Here is a 17,115-nt window from a genome sequence, read left to right on the forward strand (position 1 = left end):
TCAATTTAGTCGACGATGACGTCGGAGAGGTCTGTCGCGACCGGCAGCGCCAGGGCCAGCGGTTGTCCCAGACGGGTTTTACTTTCCGCTTCCAGGCTTTCAGCCAGTTTAACGCGGCCCGGTGCGAACAGGTTGATGACGGTAGAGCCGAGTTTGAAGCGACCCATCTCCTGACCTTTCAGCAGGACCACGGCGCCTTCATCATCCGCTGCCGGATAGTGCCAGCGCTTAATTACGCCTTCACGCGGTGGCGTAATCGTGCCTGCCCAGACGGTTTCGATACTGCCAACAATGGTGGCGCCCACCAGGATCTGCACCATCGGCCCGATATCGGTTTCAAAGTAGCAGATGACGCGTTCGTTACGGGCGAACAGATTCGGGATGTTACGCGCGGTCAGCGGATTGACCGAGTAGAGATCGCCAGGCACATAGATCATCTCACGCAGGATACCGTTGCACGGCATATGAACGCGGTGATAATCACGCGGGGCCAGATAGGTCGTGACGAATTCGCCCTCCACAAACCGGGCCGCCATTCGCTCATCACCCGCCAGCAGTGCTTCAAGCGAGTAGTGATGACCTTTGGCCTGGAAAATCTGGTCACCGTCGATGTGGCCGAGCTGGCTGATAGCGCCATCTGCGGGCAGGGCGATCAGGCTGGCGTCAGCATCCACCGGACGCGCATCCTCTTTCAGCGGACGCACGAAAAAGTCATTAAACGTCCGATAGCTGGCGGTGTCGGGCTTTCGTGCTTCCGCCATGTCGACTTTGTAAAACCAGACAAAGATGTCAATGACCAGTTTGGTCAACCAACCACCGCGGCGACTGGCGCCCCAACCGGCGAGTTCAGTCAGCCATTTCTTCGGGAGAATATGATTCAAGCCGAGTTTTAAACGATCAAACACCTTAGCCTCCTGGCTATTTTATGACGTTGAAAAAAAGGAAGCGGATTGTAGCAGTGCCCCGTTCTGATGGCGACTATACCTGATTCCGCGCATGCTGCACGGTCTGGGTCGCCTAATGGAAGGCACCTCGCAAAATCTTCTGGTCAGACCGGATCACGCGGTTATACCGGTTAACTCTCACCGTCAGGGAAATTTTTACGCGTTTTTACCTGCGCCATGCTCTCCAGGATACGGTGGTAGTTGTCGAAACGGGAGCGATGAATTTTACCGGCTTCCACCGCTTCGCGAATCGCACAGCCCGGGTCGCTGCCATGTTTGCAGTCGCGGAATTTGCATGCACCCAGGAAGGCGCGAAATTCGACAAATCCGCGGGTAATCTGTTCCGGCTCCAGGTGCCATAAGCCGAACTCGCGCACGCCGGGTGAGTCGATAACATCCCCGCCGTGCGGGAAGTGATAGAGCCGTGAGGCGGTGGTGGTGTGCTGACCTAAGCCGGAGCCGTCTGACACCTCGTTGGTCAGAATCGCGAGCTGCTCTTCTTTGTCGAAGCCGAGCAGGGCGTTCAGCAGGCTCGACTTGCCGACGCCGGACTGACCGGCAAAGATACTGACGCGATCGGTTAAGGCGGCTTCGAGATCGTCCAGGCCATTTTTCGCCCGGCTGGAGACCATCACTACGCGATAGCCAATCGCACGGTAGATATCCATCTGCTCATCGACCACGGCGCGTGCGCGCTCATCCAGCAGATCGGTTTTGTTGAGGACCAGTAGCGGCTCGATCTCCAGGGTCTCGCTGGCCACCAGATAGCGATCGATGATGTTAAGCGACAGCTCCGGCAGGATCGCAGAGACAATAATGATCTGATCGATGTTGGCCGCCATCGGCTTCACACCGTCATAAAAATCGGGACGGGTCAGCACACTGGTGCGTTCATGCACCGCTTCCACAATCCCTTTGCCGCCGCTGGTTGCCGGACGCCACAGCACCCGATCGCCGGTCACCAGCGAACGGATCGTGCGGCGGATATTGCAGCGGTGGGCAACGCCTGCGCTATCCTCAACGTCAGCGTGCATGCCGAAACGGCTGACAACAACCCCATCTGCGGCTTCCCCAAACAGGTTGTCGTCCGCTTCCGGGCGCTCTTTACGCTGATTGAGACGGCGATCGTGGTTAGCGCTTACGCGGCGTTGTTGGCCCTTCGACAGTTTATTTTTACTCACTCACCCTCACAGCATTAGCCAGATTTCGCCCGGCTGGGCAAAACGTCTATGATACACCTTATTCATCGTGAATGACGACTATAGCAACCGCAGGAAACAGCATGGCTACTGGAAATGAACAGAACCTGATCTGGATTGATCTTGAGATGACCGGGCTTGATCCGGCTCACGACCGTATTATTGAGATTGCGACCCTGGTGACTGATGCCAACCTGAATATTCTGGCGGAAGGGCCGGTTATTGCGGTTCATCAGTCTGACGCGCAGCTGGCGCTGATGGATGAGTGGAATGTCCGCACCCACACCAACAGCGGTCTGGTTGAGCGGGTGAAGGCGAGCACGATTGACGATCGCGCGGCGGAGCTGGCCACCCTGGAATTTCTGAAGCAGTGGGTGCCGGCGAACACCTCACCTATCTGCGGCAACAGCATCGGGCAGGATCGGCGCTTCCTGTTTAAGTACATGCCTGAGCTGGAGGCGTACTTCCACTATCGCTATCTGGATGTCAGCACCCTGAAAGAGCTGGCCCGCCGCTGGAAACCCTCTATCCTGCCAGGCTTCAAAAAAGGCGGCACACACCAGGCGCTGGATGATATCCGCGAGTCAGTGGCGGAGCTCGCTTACTACCGCGAACACTTTTTGCAGCTTTAATCCGCGAAGGGTGCGCATGAAATCGCCAGGTTGCCGATTTAATCGGCAAACGCGCTGAAAACGAAAAATTCTGCTTTCAGACGCTTGCAGCAGCAACGATTTCTCGTATAATGCGCACCCCGTACCGGTGAAGAATTTAGTGACGGTACAAGGCGCGGGAATAGCTCAGTTGGTAGAGCACGACCTTGCCAAGGTCGGGGTCGCGAGTTCGAGTCTCGTTTCCCGCTCCAGTTTTAATCAGCAGTACCCTCTTTGCGGGAATAGCTCAGTTGGTAGAGCACGACCTTGCCAAGGTCGGGGTCGCGAGTTCGAGTCTCGTTTCCCGCTCCAGTTTTGTTTAGCAGTGCCCTTCTATGCGGGAATAGCTCAGTTGGTAGAGCACGACCTTGCCAAGGTCGGGGTCGCGAGTTCGAGTCTCGTTTCCCGCTCCAGATTTAACATCAACCTCATTGTGATCAGTTATCCGACGGTTTATCGTCGTCTGATTTTGATTGTCAGCCTAAGGTTATCCACAGCACGGCACCCCATCGTCTGCGCCTTTTACGGCGATCTGTAAAATGTTTCTGAACAGAGTTATCCACAGCTTTATCGTTAAAACGAAGCGGTAGACTCATTATTAAATAAACACAACTTTTTCTTAAGTTGTTGATATTTATGATTATTAGGATATTTCAATTTGTTATTCCAGCGTGAAACGCCCGTTATTGCAGTTGAATGACAACAGCTTTTTATTTTTATTCACAGCGTGTGGAAAACGATAAACTGCCGGCTGGCTGGTTAATCACGCATCACGGGGTAAACCTTTTTCAACGGCACGCACCAGACGTTTCTGCTGAGCAGGCTGCACGTCCACGACGAGTTGCTGGCGTTTCTGCTGCTGACAGGCGACCGCCCACAGAATATGTTCATCCAGCAGTTCACTCTCTCCGAGCCGCTGTTCCAGTACTGGCACAATATCCGCTGACCAGGGCGCATTACCCAGCGCCACCGCAATATTACGCAGCCAGCGCAAATGACCAATCCGTCGAATTGCCGAGCCTTCGGTGATACGCAAAAATTTCGCCTCATCCCACTGAAACAGATCGATAAGCTCCGGTGCATGCAGGGCCGCGCGGGGAGAGAAGTCACTTTCATCGCTGAGTTGCCCGTAACGATTCCACGGACAGATCAACTGGCAGTCATCACAGCCATAATCCGGTTGCCCATCAGCGGGCGAAACGCTTCCGGGATCGCCCCTTCCAGCTCGATAGTAAGATAGGAAATACAGCGCCGGGCATCCACGACGTAAGGCTCAACGATAGCGCTGGTCGGGCAGATGGTCATGCAGGCGACACAGCGGCCACACTGCTCCTGCTGCGGCGTATCAATCGGCAGGGGTATATCGATCAGCAGCTCGCCGAGGAAAAACCACGAGCCAGCTTCACGATTCAGAATCAGCGAATGTTTGCCGGTCCACCCCAGTCCTGCTTTAGCTGCCAGCGGTCGCTCAAGCAGCGGGGCCGAGTCCACAAAGGGCCGGAAGTTAAGCTCGCTGCAATGCTGCTGGATCATTTCTCCGAGCTTTTTCAGGCGATTGCGCAATACTTTGTGGTAATCGCGGCCTAATGCATAACGGCTGACATAGCCCAGTCGGGGATTTTTCAGCGTGCTGGCAAAGGCGGCTTTGGCCGGAAGGTAGTTCATGCGAACGCTGATGACGCGCAGCGTGCCGGGAAGCAGTTCATGCGGACGCGCCCGCATCATGCCATGTCGCGCCATCCACTCCATCTCGCCATGATACTGCTTCTCCAGCCACGCCTGCAGGCGCGGCTCTTCCGCACTGAGATCGGTATCGGTGATGCCGACCTGCTGAAAGCCGAGATCTAATCCCCACTGTTTAATCTGTTGTGCAAACTGATGAAGATCGAGAGGGTATGACATGAGTGACCAGGATTCGAAGAGAAACGACCGCAGTTTACCATATTCTGTCTGGCCTGCGCAGGCGGTGGCGCAGCTTGAGCAGCAGGGAGCCGATGCCCTTGGCATTACCCTCTATGAACTGATGCTGCGCGCCGGGCAGGCCGCCTATGAGCATCTGAACCGGCACTGGCCTGACGCCCGCCACTGGCTGATTTTGTGCGGCCACGGTAACAATGGCGGGGATGGCTATGTGCTGGCCCGACTGGGACAGGCCGCGGGTAAAACCATCACGCTGCTGGCGTGTGACAGTGAAAAAGCGTTACCGGAAGAGGCGCAGCGCGCCCGGGACGCCTGGCTGGATGCGGGCGGCGAGATCCATGCGGCTGGTGCGGCCTGGCCAGAGCAGGTGGATGTGATTGTCGATGCGCTGCTGGGCACCGGCACACAGCGCGCGCCTGCGGAACCCTATGCCACGCTGATTCAGCAGGCAAACGCCCACGCGGCACCGATCCTCGCCATCGACATGCCCTCCGGCTTATCCGCGCGAAACGGCACGACGCCCGGTGAGGTGATTAACGCCACACATACCCTGAGCGTCGTGGCGCTGAAGCCGGGCCAGCTTACCGGCAAAGCCCGCGACGTTATCGGCACGCTCTATTATGCCGACCTTGGCCTGGCTACGTTTCCCGCGGGAGAAACCGCGCCGATGGCGCGTTATGATGCCAGCGCACTGACCCGCTGGCTCAAGCCGCGCAAACCCACCTCGCATAAAGGCAACCATGGCCGTCTGCTGGTCGTCGGAGGCGATGCCGGAACGGCCGGGGCAGTGCGCATGACGGCTGAGGCCGCGTTGCGCACCGGTAGTGGATTGGTGCGAGTACTCACTCACAAAGATAACATTATCCCGATCCTGACAGCCCGCCCCGAAGTGATGGTCGATGAACTGACCGATGAACGCCTGAAAGAGGCGCTGGAGTGGGCCGATGTCATCGCGGTCGGGCCTGGTTTAGGACAGCGCGAGTGGGGTAAGCAGGCGCTGAAAGCAGTGGCAGGCAGTGAAAAGCCGATGCTTTGGGACGCAGATGCACTTAACCTGCTGGCAATCAGTGCGGAGAAACGTCAGAATCGCATCATTACGCCGCATCCTGGCGAAGCGGCACGTTTGCTTAATATCAAGACCAGTGAAATTGAGAGTGACCGCTTACATGCAGCGCAGAGACTGGCGCAGCAATATGGTGGCGTAGTGGTACTGAAAGGTGCCGGTACGATTATTGCCAGCGAGCAGGGCGAAATGGCCTTTGCTGATGTGGGCAATGCCGGTATGGCCTCCGGCGGTATGGGCGACCTGTTGAGTGGCATTATTGCCTCGCTGATGGGTCAGCAACTGCCGCTGTTCGGGGCGGCCTGCGCTGGCTGTGTGGCGCATGGTGCCGCAGCCGATGCGGTGGCGGCACAACGCGGCACGCGCGGTATGCTGGCAACAGATTTACTGGATCTACTGTGGCAGTTTGTTAATCCTGAGATGAATAAAGAAGCATGAAGACCTGTGTTATCTCTTTGCCCGATGAGGCGGCTACGCTCAGTTTGGGCGCTCAGCTGGCGCGCGCCTGTGGCAGCGCGGCAGTGATTTATCTCTATGGCGATCTGGGGGCGGGTAAAACTACCTTCAGCCGCGGCTTTCTTCAGGCGCTTGGCCATCAGGGCAACGTTAAAAGCCCCACTTACACGCTGGTGGAGCCTTATGCGCTGGGTGATCGCACCCTTTATCATTTTGACCTCTACCGCCTGGCCGATCCCGAAGAGCTGGAGTTCATGGGAATCCGCGACTATTTCAGCGGCGAGGCAATCTGTCTGGTCGAATGGCCGCAGCAGGGCGCTGGTTTTCTGCCGTCGCCCGATGTCACACTGACGCTGCGCTATGTGGGTGAGGCGCGGGAAGCGGAGCTGACGGCACAATCCGCAGCCGGACAGCAATGGATTGAACACGTTGATCAGGGCAGGGATCAGGCATGATGTCACGGATGAAAATCGCGCTGGTGACACTGCTGCTGCTGGTCTGTACGCCGCTGTTTGCTGCCACGTTGTCCGATATTAAAGTGGCTAACGGCGACAGCCAGGCCACCATTACCCTGAACTTTGCCGGACAGCCTGTTTACGGCTTCTTCCCGCTGCGCAATCCCGATCGTGTGGTGCTTGATGTGCGCCAGAGCGGCGTGGTTCAGGGACTGCCGCTGAACTTCAGCGGGGAAAATATCGTAAAGCGGATTCGGACCAGTACCCCGAAAGATAAACAGAGCGTGCGGCTGGTGTTTGAGCTGACGCAGGCGGGGAAAACCCGTGCGGTTACCCAGCGCAATGGCAACAGCTACAGCGTGGTCTTCACGATTACCGGTAAAGCGCCGGCGGTGACGCGCAGCGCACCCGCTCCGGTGACAGCCCCGCCGCGAGCGCCCGTCCAGAGTGCCGCTGCCAATCCGTTTAACGCCAATCCGGTTACCTCAGTGAGCAGTTCCGCCAGCACGGTACGCCCTGGCGCGACGGTCAGCCACAATGACACGGTGATTGTGGCGATTGACGCCGGGCATGGCGGTCAGGACCCGGGCGCCATCGGACAGCGCGGGCTGCAGGAGAAGAACGTCACTATCGCGATTGCGCGTAAACTGCGGGTGCTGCTGAACAACGATCCGATGTTTAAAGGCGTTCTGACCCGCGATGGTGACTATTTTATCTCGGTGATGGGCCGTTCTGACGTAGCGCGTAAAGCTAATGCAAACGTGCTGGTGTCAATCCATGCGGATGCGGCGCCGAGCCACGCAGCCACCGGTGCATCGGTCTGGGTCTTATCCAACCGCCGTGCCAATAACGAGATGGCTAACTGGCTGGAGCAGAAAGAGAAACAGTCTGAGCTGCTGGGCGGCGCAGGCGACCTGCTGGCAAACAGCCAGGCGGATCCCTACCTCAGCCAGGCGGTGCTGGACCTGCAGTTTGGTCACTCGCAGCGCGTCGGGTATGACATCGCGCAGAAAGTGTTGCAGCAGCTGCGCGGCGTCACCTCGCTGCATAAACGGCTGCCTGAACATGCCAGCCTGGGCGTGCTGCGTTCACCTGACATTCCTTCTCTGCTGGTGGAAACCGGCTTCATCAGTAATTCCTCGGAGGAGCGACTGCTTGGCAGTAGCGCACACCAGGATAAGATTGCGCAGTCGATCTACAAAGGTCTGCGCACTTATTTCCTGGCGCACCCGCTGCAATCCATCCCAAAGGAGGAAAACCGGCCGCTGGGCTCGTCGCCGGCGGTTAGCGTCGCCAGCAACCCGGCGACCGGGGTGACGCAATATACCGGGGCAACGCAGCGTCATACGGTGACGCGCGGTGAGACGCTTTCCGGTATTGCCGCGAAGTATGGCGTCAGCATGGCGACGCTGCGTGAGCTGAATACGCTGAAGCGGGATGTGGTCTGGGTCGGACAGCGGCTGAAGGTGCCCGCCAGTGCCACGGCCAGCCGCACGACCCGCGCCCGGGGTGTTGTGCGGCACAAAGTAGTCGTCGGGGATTCCCTGACCGGTATCGCCGCACACTATGGCGTCAGTCCGAAAGCGATAATGCAGACCAACAATCTGAAGTCGACCAACGTAATGTTGGGGCAGAACCTGAAAATCCCTGCATCCTGATTGTTCGCCCGGCCACGCGCCGGGCTGTCAGCCAAAAGGATATCCACCATGCCGATACAAATTTTACCGCCTCAGCTGGCAAACCAGATTGCGGCGGGGGAAGTGGTTGAGCGTCCTGCATCGGTTGTAAAAGAGCTGGTGGAAAACAGCCTTGATGCTGGCGCAACGCGCATTGACGTTGATATTGAAAAAGGGGGCGCAAAGCTTATCCGCATCCGTGACAACGGCTGCGGCATCGTGAAAAGCGAACTCTCAATGGCGCTCGCCCGGCACGCCACCAGTAAAATTGCCTCGCTGGATGACCTGGAGGCGATCATGAGTCTGGGGTTCCGGGGCGAAGCGCTGGCCAGTATCAGTTCGGTCTCCCGCCTGACCTTAACCTCGCGTACTGCCGATCAGACCGAAGCCTGGCAGGCTTATGCCGAAGGGCGTGAGATGGCGGTGACGGTCAAGCCGGCTGCGCACCCCTGCGGCACCACGCTGGAAGTGCTGGACCTGTTTTATAACACCCCCGCGCGGCGCAGATTCATGCGCACCGAGAAAACCGAATTTGGTCACATTGACGAGGTGATTCGTCGTATTGCGCTGGCGCGGTTTGATGTCGCCTTTTCGCTCAGCCACAACGGCAAAATGATGCGTCAGTATCGGGCCGTCAGCGAGGAGAGTCAGCGCGAACGGCGGCTGGCCGCCATCTGCGGCACCACCTTTATGCAGCATGCGCTGCGCATCGACTGGCAACATGACGATCTTTCGCTGCGCGGCTGGGTCGCCGATCCGGCCGGGTCGCGTCAGGTCAGCGAGCTGCAATATTGCTACGTCAATGGCCGTATGATGCGTGACAGGCTGATTAACCACGCTATCCGCCAGGCTTTTCAGGACCAGCTGCAGGATGAGCAGCAACCCGCTTATGTGCTCTATCTGGAAATCGATCCGCATCAGGTGGATGTCAACGTCCATCCGGCCAAACACGAAGTACGGTTTCATCAGTCACGTCTGGTGCATGACTTTATTTATCAGGGCGTGGTCAGCGCGCTTCAGGCGGTTGCCGCACCAGCGCTGCCCGCGCTGAAAGCAGAAGAACCGGCCCCACGCTGGCAGCCGGAGAATCGTCAGGCCGCCGGGGGCAACCATTTTGCCCAGCCTGCGACCTCCGCCAGTGAGAACCGACCGGCCGCGCCCGCCCGTGAGCCAGCCCCCGCATGGCAAAACAAAGAGAACGTCTATCGTCAGCGTGAAGGCGCGGTTTATCAGCAGCTGCTGAAAACGCCTGCCGCCAGTGCGGCGGCGCCTGAAGCCCGCGAACCGGCTGCGCGGCGTCAGCCGGAGAAAGCCACGCCGCTGGCGGCCCATGCGCAGAGTTTTGGCCGGGTGCTGACCGTCCTGCAGAACCACTATGCGCTGCTGGAACAGGACCAGAAACTGTTCCTGATGGCGCTGCCGGTCGCGGCGCGCTGGCTGAAGCAGGCGCAGCTCGAACCGGGCGAAGAGGGGCTTAAACCGCAGCCCCTTCTGATTCCGGTGCGCCTGAAAATGGCGCGGGAGGAGTGTCAGGCCGCCAAAGAAAACAGCAGTCTGCTCAGTCAGATGGGTATCGATCTGCAGCCTGACGGTGACCACGTGACCCTGCGTGCGGTGCCTTTACCGTTACGAACACAAAATTTACAAATCTTGATTCCTGAACTGTTAGGCTATCTCGCCCGGCAGCAGGAGAACTCTGCGACGCAGCTGGCCCAGTGGCTGGCACGGCGTCAGGATGCAGCGTCCTCCGACTGGAATCACTCACAGGCGATCAACCTGCTGGCAGAGCTCGAACGGCTTTGCCCACAGCTACTGAAATCGCCACCTTCAGGCTTGTTACAGCCCTTAGAGATTGAGAGCGCGATTAACGCGTTGAAGCATGAGTGAACTGAACCAGGCTGGCCGGCCAAAGGCGATTTTTTTGATGGGACCCACTGCATCGGGTAAAACCGCATTAGCCATTGAACTGCGCAGGCAGTTACCGGTGGAACTAATCAGCGTCGATTCTGCCTTAATCTATCGTCAGATGGATATTGGTACGGCAAAACCGTCGGCTGAGGAGTTAGCAGTGGCCCCCCATCGTCTGCTCGACATCCGCGATCCCGCAGAAGCCTATTCGGCTGCGGAGTTCCGGCGCGATGCTTTAGCAGAAATGGCGGATATCGTTCAGGCTGGACGAATTCCGTTGCTTGTTGGTGGAACCATGCTCTACTTCAAGGCGTTACTTGAAGGATTGTCGCCGTTGCCCTCGGCCGATCCCGACGTTCGTCAGCAGATAGAGCAAACGGCGCGTGAAAAAGGCTGGGAAGCTTTGCACCGCCAGCTGTGTGAGATCGACCCGGTTGCTGGTAGTCGTATTCATCCGAATGATCCGCAGAGACTTTCGCGAGCACTGGAAGTTTTTTTTATTTCGGGTAAAACTTTAACGGAACTGACAAAAACCTCCGGTGAAGCGTTACCCTACGACGTGCATCAGTTTGCCATCGCCCCCGCGAGCCGCGAACTGTTGCACCAGCGCATCGCGTTACGTTTTGAGCAGATGTTGGCGTCAGGATTTGAAGCGGAGGCTCGGGCCCTGTTTGCACGAGGTGATTTGCATACGGACATGCCTTCCATTCGTTGTGTTGGCTATCGTCAGATGTGGTCTTATTTATCAGGCGAAATCGATTACAGCGAGATGGTTTATCGGGGAATTTGCGCAACCCGGCAGCTCGCTAAGAGACAGATGACCTGGTTACGTGGCTGGGAAAACGTTCACTGGCTTGACAGTGACGAGCCCCGGCTGGCGCGTGATACGGTGTTACAGGTTCTTAGTGCGAAGCATGGGTGATTGTGTACAATTGATGAGTTATCGTGCGCAAATTTTTACGCAGTTTTTTTCAGAACCATAGGTTCTACGAGCAACAAACAACAAGCATATAAGGAAAAGATAGAATGGCTAAGGGGCAATCATTACAAGACCCGTTTTTGAACGCACTGCGTCGTGAACGTGTTCCGGTTTCGATTTATCTGGTTAACGGTATTAAGCTGCAGGGTCAGATTGAGTCATTTGATCAGTTCGTCATTTTGTTGAAAAACACGGTAAGTCAGATGGTTTATAAACACGCCATTTCTACCGTTGTTCCTTCACGCCCGGTTTCTCACCATAGCAATAATACCGGTGGCGGCAGCAACAATTACCATCATGGTGGCAGCAACACATCTGCGCAGCCACAGCCACAACAAGACGGCGATAACGCAGAATAACGCGTCGCCGTACAGCCAGGATCGGAGAACAGTGGTTTTCCGTCCTGGTCTTTTATTTTAGCGAGGTTATAGCTTGTTTGACCGTTATGATGCCGGTGAGCAGGCCGTACTGGTACACATCTGGTTCTCCCAAGACAAAGAAGTAGAAGATCTGCAGGAGTTTGAAACCCTGGTCTCTTCTGCTGGCGTTGAGGCGCTGCAAGTGGTAACTGGCAGCCGTAAAGCGCCACACCCCAAGTATTTTGTCGGTGAAGGAAAAGCCGTTGAAATTGCCGATGCGGTAAAAACAACAGGAGCATCGGTCGTCTTATTCGATCATGCCCTTACGCCCGCTCAGGAAAGAAACCTCGAGCGCCTGTGCGAATGCCGGGTCATTGATCGCACCGGTTTAATTCTGGATATCTTTGCCCAACGGGCACGCACCCACGAAGGTAAATTGCAGGTCGAGCTGGCACAGCTTCGCCATCTCGCCACACGTCTGGTGCGCGGCTGGACCCACCTTGAACGCCAGAAGGGCGGAATTGGTTTACGGGGTCCGGGTGAAACCCAGTTAGAAACAGACCGCCGGCTGTTACGCGGACGCATCAGCCAGATTCTGTCTCGCCTTGAGCGGGTTGAAAAGCAGCGCGAACAGGGGCGTCAGTCACGTGCCAAAGCGGATGTGCCGACCGTTTCGCTGGTGGGGTATACCAACGCCGGCAAATCGACCCTCTTTAATGCCATGACCTCGGCCAACGTCTTTGCCGCAGACCAGCTGTTTGCGACGCTCGACCCTACGCTGCGCCGTCTGAATGTGGCTGATGTCGGGGAAGTCGTGCTGGCGGACACGGTCGGGTTTATTCGCCATCTTCCTCACGACCTGGTTGCCGCGTTTAAAGCCACGCTGCAGGAGACACGCCAGGCGACGCTGCTGCTGCACGTGGTTGATGGCGCCGATGTTCGCGTCACCGATAATATGGCCGCCGTCGATGCCGTCCTCGAAGAGATTGAGGCGGATGAGATCCCGACGTTACTGGTGATGAATAAAATCGATATGCTCGACGGATTTGAGCCGCGTATCGATCGCAACGAAGAGAATCTGCCGATTCGTGTCTGGCTCTCTGCCCAGACCGGTGCAGGCCTTCCGTTGCTCTGGCAGGCGCTCTCTGAGCGGCTGTCCGGAGAGATTGCTCAGCATGCATTACGTCTGCCACCGGAAGCGGGGCGACTTCGCAGTCGCTTCTATCAGTTGCAGGCGATTGAGAAAGAGTGGAATGAAGAAGACGGCAGTGTAGGATTGCAGATACGTATGCCCATTATTGAATGGATGCGTTTATGTAAGCAGGAACCGTCGCTGACCAGTTACATTGTTTGATATTGCCAAAACGCATTTACCTTAACATTAGACGATTGTCGCATCCGAAAAATGAAGGGTAAAAACCGTAATTACAATAAATGGAGTAGAACATGGCGTGGAATCAGCCCGGAAATAACGGACAGGACCGCGACCCGTGGGGAAGCAGCAATAATCAAGGCGGCAACTCTGGGGGGAATAAGGGAGGACGGGAATCCGGGCCTCCTGATCTGGATGATATCTTCCGTAAACTGAGCAAGAAGCTTGGCGGACTGGGCGGTGGCAAACAGAGCGATAACGGTCAGCGCGGCTCCGGCAGCGGTGGCAAACTGGCTGGCATCGTCGCGGTAGCGGCGGTCGTCATCTGGGCTGCAAGCGGTTTCTACACCATCAAAGAAGCGGAACGGGGCGTGGTCACGCGTTTCGGTAAGTTCAGTCACCTGGTCGAACCGGGTCTGAACTGGAAGCCGACCTTCATCGATCAGGTTCGTGCGGTCAACGTCGAGTCGGTGCGTGAACTGGCGGCATCTGGCGTCATGCTGACCTCCGACGAAAACGTGGTGCGCGTAGAGATGAACGTGCAGTACCGCGTGACCGATCCGGAACGCTATCTTTATGCGGTCACCAGCGCCGACGACAGCCTGCGTCAGGCGACTGATAGCGCGCTGCGTGGCGTAATTGGTCGTTCCACCATGGATCGCATTCTCACCGAAGGCCGTACCGTGGTGCGTAGCGATACCCAGCGTGAAATTGACGAGACGATTCGCCCGTACAACATGGGCATCGCGGTACTGGACGTCAACTTCCAGGCGGCCCGTCCGCCAGAAGAGGTGAAATCTGCGTTTGATGACGCTATCGCCGCGCGTGAAAACCGCGAGCAGTACGTCCGTGAAGCGGAAGCCTACGCTAATGAAGTTCAGCCTCGTGCGAATGGCCAGGCGCAACGTATTCTGGAAGAGGCGCGCGCTTACAAAGAGCGAACCGTTCTGGAAGCGCAGGGTGAAGTGGCGCGTTTCGCCAAAATTCTACCAGAGTATAAAGCGGCGCCAGAGATCACTAAGGAGCGTCTCTATATTGAGACCATGGAACGCGTACTGAGCCATACCCGCAAAGTTCTGGTTAACGATCGCGGTAATAATCTGATGATGCTGCCGCTGGACCAGCTGATGCGTGGCGGTCAGGCTGCATCCGGCCAGCACGGTCAGAAGGGCGGAACCAGCTCGTCACTGCCTGCGCTCTCCGATCGCAATGCCAGCCGCAATGACACGTCGTCATACAGTCCGGACAACATCATGGATCAGCGCCGGGCGAATGCTCAGCGCAGCGACAGCCAGCGCGAAGGGAGAGAGTAATCGATGCGTAAGCCAATAATATTTTTAATTATCGTCGTGCTGGTGGCGCTCTATGCGTCGCTGTTTGTGGTGCAGGAAGGCGAGCGCGGCATCGTGCTGCGCTTCGGTAAAGTCCTGCGCGACGGCGAAAACAAGCCGCAGGTGTTTGAGCCGGGTCTGCATTTCAAGATCCCATTCCTGGAAACCGTTAAGACGCTGGATGCACGTATCCAGACCATGGACAATCAGGCCGATCGCTTCGTCACCAAAGAGAAGAAAGATCTGATCGTGGACTCCTACATCAAGTGGCGTATCAGCGACTTCAGTCGCTACTACCTGGCCACCGGTGGCGGGGATGTCTCTCAGGCGGAAGTGCTGCTGAAACGTAAGTTCAGTGACCGCCTGCGTTCTGAAATGGGCCGTCTGGATGTGAAAGATATCGTTACGGATTCCCGCGGTCGCCTGACCACGGACGTACGTGACGCGCTGAACACCGGTTCTGTCGGCAGCGATGATGAAGTGGCGACGCCAGCGGCGGATGACGCGATTGCCAGCGCAGCGGCCCGTGTTGAGCGTGAAACCAACAGCAATGAGCCCGCTCCGAATCCGAACAGTATGGCCGCGTTAGGTATTCAGGTCGTTGATGTGCGCATCAAGCAGATCAACCTGCCGACCGAAGTGTCTGATGCGATCTTCAACCGTATGCGCGCTGAGCGTGAAGCGGTTGCACGCAGCCAGCGTTCACAGGGTCAGGAAGAGGCGGAAAAACTGCGCGCCCAGGCGGACTATCAGGTCACGCGTACGCTGGCCGAAGCGCAGCGTGAAGCGCTGATCACCCGCGGTGATGGTGATGCGGAAACGGCCCGGTTGTTTGCCGATGCGTTCAGCAAAGATCCTGACTTCTACGCCTTTATTCGTAGCCTGCGCGCTTACGAAAACAGCTTCAGCGAAAATCAGGACGTGATGGTGTTAAGCCCGGATAGCGACTTCTTCCGATATATGAAGGCGCCCTCTAACGCGACACGCTAAGAACTGATATAACCTACAGGCCGACAATGTTGTCGGCCTTTTTTTTGGGTATCAGAATGAAAACAAGCATCTGGATGGCACTGGCGCTGGTGTTAGTGCTCGAAGGGTTGGGGCCGATGTTTATGCCACGCCTCTGGCGACGCATGATCCTGTCGATGACCCGCTTACCGGATCGTCTGCTGCACCGTTTCGGCGGCGGACTGGTGGTGGCAGGCATGGTCATCTACTGCATGCTGAGTCTGCACGGCAACGTCTGAAACCGTAGCTGAAACCGGCTAAATTGTGCCTTTTTGCGCCAGAATCCCCAACATGTTGTAGTGATCAAAACTCAGGCAAAAAAGCGCGCAATCGTATGCTAAAAGTGCTGAAAACAGCGGGATCAGATGGTAGAATCCTTTTTTAAGCAATCGGTGATTTTGAGAAATGGGTAAGAACGTCGTCGTACTGGGCACCCAATGGGGTGACGAAGGTAAAGGTAAGATTGTAGACCTTCTGACTGAACGCGCGAATTACGTTGTGCGTTATCAAGGCGGCCACAATGCGGGCCACACGCTTGTCATCAACGGTGAAAAAACCGTCCTCCACCTGATCCCTTCTGGCATTCTGCGCGATAACGTGACCAGCATCATTGGTAACGGTGTTGTGCTCTCTCCTGAAGCCTTAATGAAGGAGATGAAAGGTCTGGAAGCGCGCGGGATTCCGGTACGTGAACGTCTGCTGATTTCTGAAGCCTGTCCGCTGATCCTGCAATATCATGTTGCGATGGACATGGCGCGTGAACGTGCGCGCGGTGCCAAAGCGATCGGGACCACCGGCCGTGGCATCGGACCGGCTTATGAAGATAAAGTGGCGCGTCGCGCACTGCGCGTCAGCGACCTGTTCAACAAAGAAACCTTTGCTGCCAAGCTGAAGGAAGTGGTCGATTTCTACAACTTCCAGCTGGTGGAGTACTACAAAGAGCCAGCCGTCGATTTCGACAAAGTGCTGAGCGATGTGATGGAAGTCGCTGACATCCTGACCGGCATGGTGGTTGACGTCTCTGAACTGCTGGATAGCGCGCGTAAGCGTGGCGATCTGATCATGTTTGAAGGCGCGCAGGGTACCCTGCTGGATATCGACCACGGGACCTATCCTTACGTGACCTCGTCCAACACCACCGCAGGTGGCGTGGCGACCGGTTCAGGTATCGGCCCGCGTTATGTCGACTACGTGCTGGGTATTGTGAAAGCGTACTCCACCCGCGTAGGTGCAGGCCCGTTCCCGACCGAGCTGTTCGATGAAACCGGTGAGTTCCTGTGTGCACAGGGCAACGAGTTTGGTGCGACCACCGGACGTCGTCGTCGTACCGGCTGGCTGGATGCGGTAGCCGTTCGCCGTGCAGTTCAGATCAACTCCCTGTCAGGTTTCTGCATGACCAAGCTGGACGTGCTGGATGGCCTGAAAGAGGTGAAAATCTGTGTCGCTTACCGTATGCCGGATGGCCGCGAAGTGACCTCTACGCCGCTGGCAGCAGAGAACTGGGAAGGCATTGAGCCGATCTACGAAACGCTGCCAGGCTGGAGCGAGACAACGTTTGGCGTTAAGACGCTGGAAGGTTTACCTCAGGCGGCGCGTGATTACATCAAGCGCGTTGAAGAGGTAACGGGTGTGCCGATTGATATTATTTCAACCGGTCCCGATCGCAGTGAAACAATGATTCTGCGCGATCCGTTCGACGCATAATGATTGAGGCCGGACGCTGTCCGGCCCTTGTTTTTCCACTCTCTGATGCCACTTATCTTCCCTTCGCTTGTCAAACCCGGTGCTGACTGAA

At 56.8% G+C, this 17,115-nt stretch carries 14 protein-coding genes, 3 tRNA genes and 1 pseudogene; 15 read left to right on the top strand and 3 right to left on the bottom strand.

What is annotated here, in order from left to right:
• Nucleotides 1-5 precede the first annotated feature (5 nt).
• Nucleotides 6-905 carry an archaetidylserine decarboxylase gene (gene asd / locus FJW00_RS15490; RefSeq protein ID WP_009087480.1) on the bottom strand — a complete coding sequence of 300 codons (900 nt, stop codon included), beginning with the start codon at nucleotides 903-905 and terminating at the stop codon, nucleotides 6-8.
• A gap of 170 nt (nucleotides 906-1,075) precedes the next feature.
• Nucleotides 1,076-2,125 carry a small ribosomal subunit biogenesis GTPase RsgA gene (gene rsgA / locus FJW00_RS15495; RefSeq protein ID WP_009087478.1) on the bottom strand — a complete coding sequence of 350 codons (1,050 nt, stop codon included), beginning with the start codon at nucleotides 2,123-2,125 and terminating at the stop codon, nucleotides 1,076-1,078.
• 101 nt (nucleotides 2,126-2,226) lie between these two features.
• Here rsgA and orn point away from each other — a divergent pair, with 101 nt between their 5' ends.
• From orn to FJW00_RS15515, 4 genes are all read left to right on the top strand, one after another.
• Nucleotides 2,227-2,775, top strand: a complete 549-nt coding sequence (gene orn / locus FJW00_RS15500) for an oligoribonuclease (RefSeq protein WP_009087476.1) — start codon at nucleotides 2,227-2,229, stop codon at nucleotides 2,773-2,775.
• Between the two features lie 154 nt (nucleotides 2,776-2,929).
• Nucleotides 2,930-3,005, top strand: a tRNA-Gly gene (locus tag FJW00_RS15505).
• Nucleotides 3,006-3,029: 24 nt separating this feature from the next.
• Nucleotides 3,030-3,105, top strand: a tRNA-Gly gene (locus FJW00_RS15510).
• Nucleotides 3,106-3,130: 25 nt separating this feature from the next.
• Nucleotides 3,131-3,206 (top strand) — tRNA-Gly (locus FJW00_RS15515).
• Between the two features lie 350 nt (nucleotides 3,207-3,556).
• Here FJW00_RS15515 and queG read toward each other — a convergent pair.
• Nucleotides 3,557-4,695, bottom strand: a pseudogene (queG, locus tag FJW00_RS15520) (tRNA epoxyqueuosine(34) reductase QueG).
• On the opposite strand from queG, the gene nnr reads away from it, so the two are divergent.
• The 11 genes from nnr to FJW00_RS15575 all read left to right on the top strand — a co-directional run bounded on the left by nnr (nucleotide 4,694) and on the right by FJW00_RS15575 (nucleotide 17,024).
• Nucleotides 4,694-6,214, top strand: a complete 1,521-nt coding sequence (nnr, locus tag FJW00_RS15525; protein WP_140924857.1) for a bifunctional ADP-dependent NAD(P)H-hydrate dehydratase/NAD(P)H-hydrate epimerase — start codon at nucleotides 4,694-4,696, stop codon at nucleotides 6,212-6,214. The pseudogene queG and the gene nnr overlap by 2 nt on opposite strands.
• The gene (gene tsaE / locus FJW00_RS15530; protein WP_009087471.1) at nucleotides 6,211-6,687 is read left to right on the top strand and encodes a tRNA (adenosine(37)-N6)-threonylcarbamoyltransferase complex ATPase subunit type 1 TsaE; all 477 of its coding nucleotides are present in this window, start codon (nucleotides 6,211-6,213) and stop codon (nucleotides 6,685-6,687) included. The genes nnr and tsaE overlap by 4 nt, the downstream gene beginning before the upstream one ends.
• The gene (gene amiB, locus FJW00_RS15535) at nucleotides 6,684-8,345 is read left to right on the top strand and encodes an N-acetylmuramoyl-L-alanine amidase AmiB (protein ID WP_046102614.1); all 1,662 of its coding nucleotides are present in this window, start codon (nucleotides 6,684-6,686) and stop codon (nucleotides 8,343-8,345) included. The genes tsaE and amiB overlap by 4 nt, the downstream gene beginning before the upstream one ends.
• Before the next feature lie 48 nt (nucleotides 8,346-8,393).
• On the top strand, nucleotides 8,394-10,250 hold the full coding sequence (gene mutL / locus FJW00_RS15540) for a DNA mismatch repair endonuclease MutL (RefSeq protein WP_140924859.1): 1,857 nt from the start codon (nucleotides 8,394-8,396) through the stop codon (nucleotides 10,248-10,250).
• Complete coding sequence (gene miaA, locus FJW00_RS15545) at nucleotides 10,243-11,193, top strand: tRNA (adenosine(37)-N6)-dimethylallyltransferase MiaA (RefSeq protein ID WP_046102612.1); 951 nt, start codon at nucleotides 10,243-10,245, stop codon at nucleotides 11,191-11,193. The genes mutL and miaA overlap by 8 nt, the downstream gene beginning before the upstream one ends.
• Nucleotides 11,194-11,297: 104 nt before the next feature.
• Nucleotides 11,298-11,609 carry an RNA chaperone Hfq gene (gene hfq, locus FJW00_RS15550; protein WP_009087468.1) on the top strand — a complete coding sequence of 104 codons (312 nt, stop codon included), beginning with the start codon at nucleotides 11,298-11,300 and terminating at the stop codon, nucleotides 11,607-11,609.
• A gap of 73 nt (nucleotides 11,610-11,682) precedes the next feature.
• Complete coding sequence (hflX, locus tag FJW00_RS15555; RefSeq protein ID WP_009087467.1) at nucleotides 11,683-12,963, top strand: ribosome rescue GTPase HflX; 1,281 nt, start codon at nucleotides 11,683-11,685, stop codon at nucleotides 12,961-12,963.
• A 92-nt stretch (nucleotides 12,964-13,055) separates the two neighbouring features.
• The gene (gene hflK, locus FJW00_RS15560; RefSeq protein WP_009087466.1) at nucleotides 13,056-14,294 is read left to right on the top strand and encodes an FtsH protease activity modulator HflK; all 1,239 of its coding nucleotides are present in this window, start codon (nucleotides 13,056-13,058) and stop codon (nucleotides 14,292-14,294) included.
• A 3-nt stretch (nucleotides 14,295-14,297) separates the two neighbouring features.
• Nucleotides 14,298-15,302: a protease modulator HflC gene (gene hflC, locus FJW00_RS15565; RefSeq protein WP_009087465.1), complete on the top strand. Its 1,005-nt coding sequence runs from the start codon at nucleotides 14,298-14,300 to the stop codon at nucleotides 15,300-15,302.
• 56 nt (nucleotides 15,303-15,358) lie between these two features.
• Nucleotides 15,359-15,559, top strand: a complete 201-nt coding sequence (locus tag FJW00_RS15570; RefSeq protein ID WP_009087464.1) for a DUF2065 domain-containing protein — start codon at nucleotides 15,359-15,361, stop codon at nucleotides 15,557-15,559.
• 166 nt (nucleotides 15,560-15,725) lie between these two features.
• Nucleotides 15,726-17,024: an adenylosuccinate synthase gene (locus tag FJW00_RS15575; protein WP_009087463.1), complete on the top strand. Its 1,299-nt coding sequence runs from the start codon at nucleotides 15,726-15,728 to the stop codon at nucleotides 17,022-17,024.
• Nucleotides 17,025-17,115 lie beyond the last annotated feature (91 nt).

This window comes from Pantoea anthophila, assembly GCF_006494375.1.
In the GTDB taxonomy this organism is placed as follows: domain Bacteria; phylum Pseudomonadota; class Gammaproteobacteria; order Enterobacterales; family Enterobacteriaceae; genus Pantoea; species Pantoea anthophila.